Annotated in this window: 7 protein-coding genes; 2 read left to right on the plus strand and 5 right to left on the minus strand. The window is 38.9% G+C overall.

Features of this window, described 5'->3' with window-relative positions:
* Window positions 1-61: 61 nt before the first annotated feature.
* Genes HNP38_RS01345 through HNP38_RS01355 form a run of 3 tightly spaced genes read right to left on the minus strand, consistent with a single transcriptional unit; the run spans window position 62 to window position 3040 of the window.
* Complete coding sequence (locus HNP38_RS01345) at window positions 62-1126, minus strand: GTP pyrophosphokinase family protein (RefSeq protein WP_184183259.1); 1065 nt, start codon at window positions 1124-1126, stop codon at window positions 62-64.
* 49 nt (window positions 1127-1175) lie between these two features.
* Window positions 1176-1982: a helix-turn-helix domain-containing protein gene (locus tag HNP38_RS01350; protein ID WP_184183262.1), complete on the minus strand. Its 807-nt coding sequence runs from the start codon at window positions 1980-1982 to the stop codon at window positions 1176-1178.
* Between the two features lie 38 nt (window positions 1983-2020).
* Window positions 2021-3040, minus strand: a complete 1020-nt coding sequence (locus tag HNP38_RS01355) for an SDR family NAD(P)-dependent oxidoreductase (protein ID WP_184183266.1) — start codon at window positions 3038-3040, stop codon at window positions 2021-2023.
* Between the two features lie 184 nt (window positions 3041-3224).
* Here HNP38_RS01355 and HNP38_RS01360 point away from each other — a divergent pair, with 184 nt between their 5' ends.
* The gene (locus tag HNP38_RS01360; protein ID WP_184183284.1) at window positions 3225-4229 is read left to right on the plus strand and encodes a glycosyltransferase; all 1005 of its coding nucleotides are present in this window, start codon (window positions 3225-3227) and stop codon (window positions 4227-4229) included.
* Between the two features lie 33 nt (window positions 4230-4262).
* Here the strand turns inward: HNP38_RS01360 and HNP38_RS01365 are convergent, their stop codons facing one another.
* Together HNP38_RS01365 and HNP38_RS01370 are read right to left on the minus strand one after the other, a co-directional pair.
* Window positions 4263-5291 (minus strand): bestrophin family protein, encoded by a 1029-nt coding sequence (locus HNP38_RS01365; RefSeq protein ID WP_184183288.1) that lies wholly within the window; start codon window positions 5289-5291, stop codon window positions 4263-4265.
* A gap of 151 nt (window positions 5292-5442) precedes the next feature.
* Complete coding sequence (locus HNP38_RS01370; protein WP_184183291.1) at window positions 5443-7515, minus strand: thiamine pyrophosphate-dependent enzyme; 2073 nt, start codon at window positions 7513-7515, stop codon at window positions 5443-5445.
* A gap of 340 nt (window positions 7516-7855) precedes the next feature.
* On the opposite strand from HNP38_RS01370, the gene dnaE reads away from it, so the two are divergent.
* On the plus strand, window positions 7856-12523 hold the full coding sequence (gene dnaE, locus HNP38_RS01375; RefSeq protein WP_184183294.1) for a DNA polymerase III subunit alpha: 4668 nt from the start codon (window positions 7856-7858) through the stop codon (window positions 12521-12523).
* The last annotated feature ends 154 nt before the right edge of the window (window positions 12524-12677 follow it).

A 12677-nucleotide genomic window follows, 5' to 3' on the forward strand; every position in this document is an offset into this window, starting at 1 on the left:
AATTCAATGGAATAAGGCTATCACAACTAAATAAAATTTAAAATCCGCCATTTGGCGGATTTTAAATTTTAGAGATTTTTAAAAATGTATCAAGAATTCTTTTCCCATTCTTTTCTGAGTCTAGTCCACTAAAAATATAGTTTTCAAAATAATCTGTAGCAAGTTTTAATTCATTTTTTTCTCCAATCAATACATAGCATAAATAAAATAAAGAAATTCCACGGTGAAATTCTCCTTCTTCATCTTTATCAATCCAATGTTTAGCAAATGCAACTATTTTATTTTGATAACTTATTAATAAGGTATCAAGTTCTTTAATATTTCTAATATTTAAAAATTTAAGTCTTTGAACATCATTGGATATAATATAAAAAGATTTTAATAATTTTTTATTAGTTGATTTTGCTATTTCATTGTCTAAAGATTTTACTATTTCACTATTTTTTGCGTAAGCTCTCAAAGATGTTAGATTTATATCAACATCTCCAGTCTTTTTATTAATGAAATTTTGCTTTAATTCTTTTTCATATTTCTCAAGACCATTTTTTATATTTATGAATTCAATATCTGCAGTCTCTAATAAAGCGGCTACTCTATAAAAATTCCTTTTAAATTTATCAGGTATGTCAAATTCACCTTTATAACCTATATCATGTTCTATTTCTGCCCATGCATGTTGTAAAATTGAACGGATCTGAATTTCGATTTTCAAATCTAAAAATCTAGAATACTCTGTTAGCTTTTTTCTTTGGAGACTTAATTCAACAACATAATGTAAAGATCGATAACCGAATTTATCAGTTTCTAAAACTCTTTTATCTATAGAGTTTTTCTCATCTTTTATAAATTCTTTTTCGATCATTTGAGCAATATGATCGACTTCATCTTCATAATAAGTAATAATTCTTATCCCGATTAAGTCAGTAATTTCGTCAAGATTTGAATATTTATTATTTTTTCTCTGAATTTTTTCATCAAGACGATCAACATTTTTAATTCTGGATTCTATTTTATGAAAACTTAGCTTATTTTGAATTAACAATTCTTTTATTAATAATTCAGCCTTATCTTTAAAATCAGAATATTTAGAAATATTTTTCTCATACTCTTTGCATAAGTCATTCATATATATCTAGTTTTAAACAAATGTAACTAAAAAATAGATATAACAATAATTACCTCACAACAGACGGCGCAAAACCATATTGTTTTTTAAATGCATAGGAAAAATGCGACAGGTCTTCAAAGCCTATTTCCATATAAACATCAGTAGGTTTTTTGTTCTTTTCCGTTAAATGATAATATGCCAGTTCAAGACGTTTCTGGATAAGCCAACGTTGTGGCGTTGTCTGGAAAATTTTCCTGAAATCCCGGTTGAAAGTGGAAAGACTTCTTCCTGTAAGATAACCAAATCTTTCCAACGGCATATTGAACATGTAATTCTTTTCCATGAAGCTGATCAGATCTATTTTGCCGGGCTCTTCAAAATTTGTCAGTACGGAATCAATCGTTTTGTCAATTTCCCGTAAAATACTGATCGCTTCCATGATCTTTAACGTGGTAATGTTTTCCGGGAAAGGCTCTTTCATCTCAAAATACGGGATCAGTGAAGCCAGGCAGCTTTCCAATAACGGATGCTTACTAAAACTTCGGATCTTTGTTTCCTCACGGATACTCTTCGGAGCTGCATCAATCGTAGAGTAGAACTGTTTCAGACGTTCTGTGGTAAGATGCATGACTACCGCTTTATGGGGCTGCCCGTCTTTTGGATAATTGATGATGGTTGCCAGATGATTTCTTGGGATCAGGAAGGTATCCCCTGCTTTGAACAGGTAGGTCTTGTCTGCCTGAATAATTTTGGTTTCCCCGGAAATAAACCACACCAGCATATGATATTCAAAAATAGTTTCCGTTTTGAAAAGTTTATCATCGTAGGTGGATAATTTGATATCCGGTGTGAGATATTTGATTTGAAAATCCATTATATAATTCTCTGCTGCAAAGTTATTTAAAAAACAGATTATTCCACCTCGAATTTTATACCGGTCATTTCTTCACTTAGTATCCATAACTGTTTTGCGCTTTCTTTATCTATGGAATAGGGCTGTACGCCACGTATAGTTGACGGATCATCATATCTATGCTCTATTTGCCCGAGATCAGGTTCGGCAATATCACAATCTTCGCAATATACTCCTCCCATGTCTTCCAGTAACAGACTCGTAGCGCACCATACCGTTGTGGCAGCACCCTGCGGAACCGTTTTCAACCGGGCGGCGACTTCCGGCTTTATATGGCCATTTTCATCATGGGTTCCCATCTGTTTGTACAGCTCAATAGGTTCATCCCTTCCTAAGTCTGTACCATATACAGAACCCGGATGCAGGGAATAAGCCCTTACATTGAATGCTTTTGCCCTGCTGTCCAATTCAACGGCAAATAAATTACAGGCTGTTTTGGATTGCCCGTATCCCAGCAAAGTCTGATACTCCCTGTGTTCAAAATTAGGATCATCAAAATGAAAAGGAGACATCTGATGTCCATAGGAGGATACATTGATCACTCTTGCGCCATTGGCTTTTTTCAGGGCAGGCCAGAGTTTTGCCGTAAGGTGGAATGGCCCCAGATAGTTGGTTGCCAGTTGGGATTCAATACCTCTTTTGTCTCGTCGTAAGGGTACCCACATAATGCCGGCATTATTGATCAGCAGGTGAAGGTCTCTGCCTGACCGGATGAACTTTTCAGCAAAAGCATTGATGGAGTCCGGATCCATCAGATCCAAAGATTCTAATTCTATATTTTCAATGCCGGCTAAATTTTTTCTTGCCTTTTCTACATCTCTCGCGGGTATGATCGCTTTTGCACCGGCTGAGACAAGGATCCGGGTGGTTTCGAGGCCTATTCCGGCATAGCCGCCTGTTATGATCACGGTCTTCCCGGAAAGATCGATCCCTTTGATTACGTCCTCTGCGGTAGATTGAGAATTAAAACCCGAATGAATGGGTTTCTGCAGGTTTTCCTGCTTGTTGTGTGGTTGCATTTTTTAAGTTTTTGATTAAGACAAATGTAGAGAGGATATTCTTTGATTATTTTGCTTAAAATGTCAAATGATTTTGTTTAAAATGTCAAAATAGATGAATAAGAAAATAAAAATTTATTGCGCAATCAATGGCAAACAGTTTGCGGGTTCTCCGGCGAATAGTTAATTTTGAAAAATTTTCAATTTGAAGCCAACCATTTCCATTATCGTTGCCATTTTCAACCGGAAGGATGAACTTTTTGAGCTGTTGAGTTCTTTAACCCAGCAGACAGACAGGGATTTTGAAGTAATTATAGTGGATGACGGTTCCCAGATCGATCTTAAGCCAACTATTAATAGCTTTGAAGGAATCTTAAATATTAAATATTTCAGGAAAGATAATTCAGGACCTGGTCTGACGAGAAATTACGGTGCCAGAAGGGCAGAAAATGACTGGCTGGTTTTTGTAGACAGTGACGTTATTGTAGAGAAAGATTATATCGAAAATATTAAAAAAGATATCCTTGCGATCCCGTGTGATGCTTTTGGAGGTGCTGATAAGGCTCATAAAGGCTTTAATCTGATGCAGAAAGCCATTTCTTATTCCATGACCTCTGTTTTTACGACGGGGGGAATCAGGGGTAGTAAGAAAGCAGTTTCCAGATTTCAGCCGAGGAGCTTTAATATGGGGGTAAAAAAGCAGGTTTTTGAGAAGGTAGGCGGTTTTTCGGAAATGAGGATAGGAGAGGATCCCGATCTGTCGATGACCCTCTGGGAAAATGGTTTTACGACTGCATTTTTTGATACTATTGCTGTGTATCATAAAAGGAGAGTAGATTTTGGGAAATTTTCAAAGCAGGTGTATCAGTTTGGCTGTGCAAGGCCTATTCTTAATCAGAGGCATCCGAATTATGTGAAAATTTCTTTTGCATTTCCCACTTTATTTCTTTTGGGGTATATCATGGGCTTCCTGGAATATTTCATACTCGGAAAAGGATTTATTCTGGCGCTGTATGGCTTGTATACCTTTCTGGTATTTTTCCATGCGCTGATGATGACTAAAAATGTAAGCATAGCAGGAATGGCTGTCATTTCTACCTATATCCAGATGTTTTCGTATGGTTATGGCTTCCTGAAGTCCTGGATCCTGCTGAATATTTTCAGGATGAAGCCTGAAGACGCATTTCCAAGCCATTTTTACAGGAAGTAAAGATTTAAAAGCTTCCGAAGTATAATGATGAAATTATACTAAAACACCATTCCTTGATGAAATAGCCTCAGGAAGATCTTCATGTTCCCCGATCATCTGCAAAAGGTCTATTTCAATGGTCCTGCATATGGAAAGCATGGGCACATCAAACATTAATCCGGCAAAAGGGTTTTCCGAATAATCCCCGACCAGCTCCATAACAATGTAGATCCATCCTACAATGACACAGAACGGGATGCAGGTCCAGATCCCCCAGTCTCCTAATTTGGCAAATTCATTCACGAGTCCCAAAGGAAGAAGGATAATGAATATAACGATAAAGATAAAACCAGTATTGGCAAACTGTCTTGGGGAAGGGAATTTTTTAATCCTTTCAGCTTGTCCCTGATACTCATAGAAATCATTCAGGGAGGTCTGTAGCTGCACCTGGTTGAAATCTGATATGGATCTGCCGTTTTTTAATTCATTGATCTCTTTCGCCTGTTTTGAAATTAAAAAGGTGGCGAAATTTTTATAATCGGCTTGTAGTGTGAATTCTTCTTCGGAAAGGTATTTGTTCAGGAAAATAGGGGCTCTTCCGTAATCAGGGAAGCCCGCTTTGATGAGCCTGTGACGCCTTTGATTGATGGCACCAAAATGCCTTCCGAGACTGATGTGTTCCCATTCGGTGGGTACCAATAGCTGTTCACGCAAGGTATATAGCCAGGCAATGTGACGGTATACTATTCTCTTTCTGATTGCTTCCGGATAACCGGCTTTTTCTCCGTCTTCCGTATGAAAAGCATACAGCATGGAGGTAAATGACCTGCTGGAATTCACAATCCCACCCCAGATTTTTCTGGCTTCCCACAGTCTGTCATAAGCCTGATTATTTTTAAAACCCACATAAAAGGCAACGGCAGTACCTATAGACGCCACCGGGATCCACGGGATGATCATCCAGCGCCAGTTAAAGAAATAAAATAGTGCTGCGACTAATGTACACCAGGCAGAAAGCCATATAAGGTGACCGCCTGCTAAGTTTAAAACCTGCCTGTACGTAAAATATTTAGTTGTGATCATAAATGGATATCGGGTTTAAAAATGAAAGTCATCAACAAAATGAATACCAATTTAAGATATTTACTTTATTTAATAGAATATATCCTGATGCAATTTTTTAAAAATCAGGAATAAAAAAACCTCTAATTAATTAGAGGTTTATGTTAAGGTGCTAATATTTTAGCATTTCTTCTATCTTCTTGGTGAGCTTTTCAGCATTGGGAAGCATTTCCTTTTCTAAAACCAGGTTGATAGGAACGGCAGGCAGATCCAGCGATCCCATGGTTTCTACCGGAGCATCCAGGTATTTGAAACAGTTTTTAGAAATACGGTGTGCAAAAGCTTCTGCAAAAGAATTATTAAGCTGTTCTTCCGTCAGCACCATACATTTTCCGTGTGCTTTCACTCTTTCAAAAACAAGCTCTTCATCCAAAGGAATTAATGTTCTCAGATCAATCACCTCAACTCTTCCGTCGAAATTTCTGGCAGCTTCCTTAGCCCAGTAAACACCCATTCCGTAGGTGACAACCAATAATGTTCTTCCTTTTTCGGTTTCTTCCTGATCTGCTTCAATGATCACTTTTCCTTTTCCGAAAGGTAGAATATAATCTTCTGCAGGCTCTACGGTTTTGGCATCTTCGGTTCCCGGAACTTTACTCCAGTACAATCCTTTGTGCTCCAGCATGATCACTGGATTCGGATCGTAATAGGCTGCTTTCAGCAAACCTTTAAAGTCTGCTGCATTGCTTGGATAGGCTATTTTAATACCTTTGATGTTGGCCAGTATACTTTCAACACTTCCACTGTGGTATGGTCCGCCGCCGCCGTACGCACCAATGGGCACACGGATGATATTGCTTACCGGATATTTACCATTGCTTAAGTAATTGGATTTTGAAATTTCTGTGATCAGCTGATTGATCCCCGGATAGATATAGTCTGCAAATTGTACTTCGACAATCGGCTTTAAGCCGACAGCACTCATCCCGGCTGTGGAGCCAATAATATAAGCTTCCTGAATAGCTGTATTGAATACTCTTTTATTCCCAAATTTTTTGCCTAATGTTACAGTCTCACGGAAAACCCCACCAATCCTTTCGCCTACATCCTGCCCATAAAGCAAAGCTTCCGGATGTTTCCACATAAGTTCCTGAATGGCATGGATAGCAGCATCTACCATTACAATTTTTTCTCCACCGGCTGGTTCACGGGTGCCACTTTCTTCGGTAATCGGAGTAGGGGCAAAAATATGGTTGGTCACTGTTTCAGGTTTCGGATCTTCTGCATTTTTAGCCCTTTCAAAAGCTTCTTCAACTTCTAATCTGGCTTTTTTTGTGATCTGTTTTAAAAGTTCCTCATCTATTCCTCCGTCCAGCAATTGTTTTCTAAGGATCTCTCCCGGATCTTTTGCTCTGTGTTTGGTTAAATCTTCTTCATCTCTATAGAATTCTCTTCTTACTCCTGAGGTATGATGTCCTATAAGAACTGTTTTTGCACATACCACCAAAGGTTTTCTCTCAGTTCTTACGAAATCTACCGCTTTTTTCATGGCTTCAAAGCTCTCGGCAAAGTCAGTTCCGTCCACTCTCATTCTGCCCAAGCCTGTAAATCCTGCTACAAAATCGTAAGCGTCACAGGTTCTCGCTTCATCTTTCGTTACGGAGATTCCCCATTCATTGTCCTGAACCAGGAAAATGATAGGAAGCTGGTGTAGAGCTGCAAACTGTAAGGCTTCACTTACTTCTCCTTCTGTTACGGAATTATCTCCAAGGCTGCAAATGACCACAGGATTGTTTTCAAAATGCTGTAAATTAAATTCTTGGATATATTTTATTCCCTGTGCAACTCCCGTGGTGGGAATGGTCTGCATTCCAGTAGCAGAACTCTGATGAATGATCTTTGGCATTTTCTCATTTCTGCTGGAAGGGTGGGAATAGTACGATCTGCCTCCGGAAAAAGGATCATCAGCTTTTGCCAATAGCTGCAACATCAACTGGTAAGGTTCAAAACCTATCCCTAAAAGAATGCTTTCATCCCTATAGTAAGGAGAAACCCAGTCCTCTTTTTTCAACTGATAAGCTGTTGCCAGCTGAATGGCTTCGTGACCTCTTGAAGTACTATGAACATATTTGCAGATATTCCTGTTTTCTTCATATACATCAGCCATAGCTTTCGCAAGCATCATATGATTGTAGGCCTTTAGCAAAATATCCTGAGAAACTTTTTCGTGAAGTGTATTTTCCATAGAAAGCAAATATACATAAAAAACAAAATACTAACAACTGTTAGTATTTTGCTGTAATCTGTTTATGGTATTGATTATTCTTTAATTATTTTTTTAGAAATCACCTCTTTGCCGGTTTTTACTTCAATGATGTAATTTTGTTTATTCGAATTGAAACATCAGGAATGTATTTCAATAAGTCAACTCTAAACTTATCTGTGTCTTTATATTCGATTATCCTACTCATCGATGAGTCTTTTAATCAATAGTTATTAGTCATTAAGTAAATGGACAAGTTCATAATTATTGAAAAATTTGAAGTAACTTTACATTCACTTTCCTAATAAAGTTAGAAATTTATATGTATTTAATTTTTGACACAGAAACCACAGGTTTACCAAAGAATTTCAACGCACCTCTTTCGGATTCGGACAACTGGCCCAGAATGGTTCAGATTGCCTGGCAGGTGCATAATGATGATGGAACATTAATAGAAAATCAGGATTATATCATTAAGCCTGAGGGGTACGATATACCTTTTAATGCGGCGAGAATTCACGGGATCACGACAAAAATTGCCAATGAGGAAGGTCGAGACCTGCAGGAGATCCTGGAAGAATTTTCCAAAGTCCTGGAAAAAGTAAGAGTAGTTTCCGGACACAACGTAGAATTTGACTACAATATTGTAGGCGCTGAATTTTTCAGAAAAAATATAAAAGATAATCTCCAGGAAAAGCCCAAAGCCGATACGATGCTTCTGGGTACGGACTTTTGCCAGCTTGGAGGAGGCAGGGGAGGAAGATTTAAACCTCCCAAACTGGAAGAGCTGTATGAAAAGCTCTATGGATATAAGTTTGACGAAGCACACAATGCTGCTGCCGACGTAAATGCAACGGCCCAGGTTTTCTTTGAAATGATGAGGGTGGGAATAATTCCGGCGGAAGTATTGAAGATTTCAGAAGACCAGCTACAATATTTCCGGACTTTATATCCAGATCCGATCAAGCCTTTCGGTATAGTGATCAGAAGACAGGTTGCAGATTTCCATAACAAGAAAAAGCAGGCTGATTTTGGAAGTATTGATGAAATAGATCTTGGAAAATACTTCAATTTTGATAACCACAGTGTTTTTTCAACACTTACAGCTACTTCCGGCATATCTGATCTGATCAAAAAGGCGGCTGATGATAATTTCCCGGCGGTCGGGATGGTGGATTTGGGTAATATGATGGGAGCTTTTAAATTTGTTTCCGCGGTAGAGTCTGCAAACTCCGACAGAGCTAAAAAGCATAAGGAATACCTTGCTAAAAAACAGGAAGCTGAAGAAAACGGACAGCAATTTAATGAAGAAGAGCCGGTTTCCGAACCCCTGATCCCTGTTGTGGGGTGTGAATTCTATATTTCGGATCGGTATGAGCAAAAGCAGTTTACCAAGGATGATCCTGACAGAAGGACGCAGGTAGTGCTGCTTGCAAAAGATTTTAACGGATACAAAAATCTGGCAAAGCTTTCAAGTATAGGGTTCCTGAAAGGATTCTATTTTGGTGTTCCACGGATCAGCCGTGAGCTGATTGCTCAATATAAGGATGGTCTGATTGCTTTAACCTCCGGAATTTACGGTGATGTCCCAGATGCGGTCTTAAATACCGGGGAACAAAAAGGGGAAGAACTTTTCAAATGGTGGAAAGATACTTTTGGCGATGATTTTTATGTTCAGATCCAAAATCATAAGCTTCCTGAAGAGGAGCACTTAAATGAGGTGTTATTATACTTTGCAGATAAATATAATGTAAAGATCCTAGCGCAGAACGAAACTTTTTATACCAATAAAGACGATTCCAATATTCAGGATATCGTTAGCTGTATAAAAGACGGTGAAAAACTGTCAACGCCTGTTGGGAAAGGGTTTGGCAAAAGAAGAGGTTTGGCAACGGGAGAATACTATATTAAGAATAGTGATGAGATCAAAGAAGCATTTCTGGCATACCCGGACTCCTTTGAGGCTTACGAAGAGTTTCTGGACAAATTCAGTCCTTATACACTGAAAAGAGATGTGCTTCTTCCTAAATTTGATATTCCAGAAGAATTTATCCATGCTGAAGACGATGTGGATGGAGGAAAAAGAGGGGAGATGGCTTTTTTAACGCATCTTACCTATGAAGGAGCGAAGAAAAAATATGCTGATACCGGTATCACAGATGAAATAAGAGAACGCCTTGATTTTGAGTTAGATGTCATTGCCAATACAGGGTATCCGGGGTATTTCCTTATTGTACAGGATTTCTGTAATGAGGCCCGGAAAATGGGAGTCTGGGTAGGGCCGGGGCGGGGTTCAGCAGCAGGCTCGGCGGTTGCCTATTGTATTGGGATCACCAATGTAGACCCCATCAAATATGATCTCCTTTTTGAGAGATTCCTCAATCCGGAAAGGATCTCAATGCCTGATATTGATATCGATTTTGATGATGAAGGCCGTGACAGGATCATTAAATGGGTTATTGACAAATACGGTCAAAACCAGGTGGCTCAGATCATCACCTATTCTGTTCTGGGAGGAAAATCAGCCATTAAAGATGCAGGAAGGGTGTTGGATGTTCCGATCCCTGAAACCAACAATATTGCCAAACTGGTCCCGTCTACTCCGGGAATGAATATTGCGAAAGCCCTTACAAAATATGATAAATTAAGGCCCGAAGAACAGCTTCTCGTTGATGAAATGAGAATGGTGCTTGGCAATCCCGAAGATCCGCGTTTTGATGTGCTGGAAAGTGCAAAAAAAATGGAAGGGTGTATCAGGAATACGGGAATTCATGCCTGCGGGGTGATCATCACTCCGGAAGAGGTGAGTAATCTGGTTCCGGTGACCATCGCTGCAAAAGATGCCGATATTCTTGTGTCCCAATTCGATAACTCGGTGGCGGAAAGTGCAGGGCTTCTGAAAATGGACTTCCTGGGCCTTCGGACATTAACTATTATCAAAGATGCTTTAAAGCTGGTAAAGGAAAGGCATGGAGTTGATATTGATCCTGATGACATCGGCCTTGAGGATACAAAAACGTATCAATTATTTAAAGAAGGGAGAACAGTAGGGATTTTCCAGTATGAAAGTCCGGGAATGCAGAAATACATGAGGGAGCTTAAGCCTACGGTTTTTGCAGACCTTATTGCCATGAATGCATTGTATCGCCCGGGTCCGATCAAATATATCCCGAATTTCATCAACAGGAAGCACGGTGTTGAAGAGATTGTCTATGATCTCCCCGAAACTGAGGAATATTTAAAAGAAACCTACGGAATTACCGTATACCAGGAACAGGTAATGCTTTTGTCCCAGAAACTGGCCAACTTTACAAAAGGTGAGGCGGATACCTTAAGAAAAGCGATGGGTAAAAAACAGATCGATGTTCTTAATAAAATGTATCCTAAATTCATTGAAGGAGGCAAGAAAAATAATCTCGACGAAGACAGGCTGAACAAAATATGGAATGACTGGAAAGCCTTCGCGGAATACGCCTTTAATAAATCCCACTCTACATGCTATGCCTTAATTGCTTATCATACGGCTTTTCTAAAGGCAAATTACCCGGCAGAATATATGGCAAGTGTGATGAGTAATAACATTAATAATACAGCCCAGATCACGATGTTCATGGAAGATTGTAAAAGTATGGGAGTAGATGTTTTAGGGCCGGATGTTAATGAATCCCAATATAAGTTCTCTGTAAATGACAAAGGGCAGATCCGCTTCGGCTTAGGAGCCATCAAAGGGATCGGGGAAGGGCCGAGTGAAGCGATAACCAGGGAACGGGAAAACGGAAGGTTTAAAAATATCTATGATTTCTTTGAAAGAATCCCTGCTTCTCAGGTGAATAAAAGAGTGGCGGAAAGTTTAGTAGTCGCGGGAGCTTTTGATGAATTGGATAAATACCACAGAGGGCAGTATTTTGACATTGATGTGGCCGGCAGAACCAATCTTGAGAGGTTGTTGAGGTATGGCCAAAGCTTTCAGGAAAGTAAAAATGAAGTGGAAAATTCTCTTTTTGCAGATTTTGCAGAAGAGATCCAAATTGAGCAGCCTAAACTGGCTCCTTGTCCGGAATGGCCGAACATGCATAAATTAAACAAGGAGAAGGAGATTATAGGATTCTACCTTTCTGCGCATCCTCTGGATGAATTCAGGTACCAGTTTCAGTTTATGCAGGGCCAGCTTTCCAAAAAAACAGTACTGGAGAAAGAAGAAGGAGAAAAAATAGTAGTGGATGAAGCTCCGATCCTTGAAAGAGATTCTCAGGACGAAACAGCAGATATAGCAGAAATAGCTTCTGATGAACTATTGACCGGAGAAGAAGAAATAATAGAAGAAGTTACTAAAAAAGCAGAACCTAAAGGAAATTTTGGATTTTTAAACCTTGATGAGGTGGATGCTTATAAAGAACAGGCCTTTTCAAATAAACCTCCGGAATTGTTTGAAGAAAAAAAGAAGGACTGGAAACAGATCCAGAAAGAAAGAGAAAATGGAGGCGGAGGCAAAGAATTTACTGTTGCAGGCCTCATTACGGAATATAGGGTGCAGGATGGTTTCAAAAGTGGTGAGAAGGTGGCTTTTCTTACTTTGGAAGATTATACCGGTTCCTATTCTTTCCGGTTAGGGGACAGAGATTATATGCGGTTGAAAGAAAAGCTCGAAGTGCAGCGTTTTGTAGTTTTAAAAATAAAATTTGCACAGGTGAAAGATGGGCGCGTTTTCGTTAATGTAAATGAAGTCATTGAACTTAAGGAAGCTTTTGAAAGATTTGCAAAAAGCATCTCTCTGGTGATGGATGTAATGGATTTCAGGAAGGAAGATCTGGAGTTTTTCAGGGAAGTGCTTGAAAGGAATAAAGGAGATCAGAAGTTTAAATTTTATCTTAAAAATATAGAAGACGACTCCCATATAGAGCTGCAGTCGATGAAATATTCAGTTGACCTGAACGGGGATCTGATCAAAGAGATCCAATTGCTGAATAAATATGAATTTTATTTAAATTAATGTATATATTAATTACGATGTAAGAGCAGTCAGGAAGACTGCTTTTTTTATGCATATAAGTTTTTTACTGGCTGCCGGAAATTGGAGTTATTTTGTTAATCTTGTGGTTTTTAGGCTGTTTATAGATAATCTGAATATCATTTATAGATGGGTT

The sequence above is a fragment of the Chryseobacterium defluvii genome (genome assembly GCF_014204415.1).
Classification (GTDB): Bacteria; Bacteroidota; Bacteroidia; order Flavobacteriales; family Weeksellaceae; genus Chryseobacterium; species Chryseobacterium defluvii_A.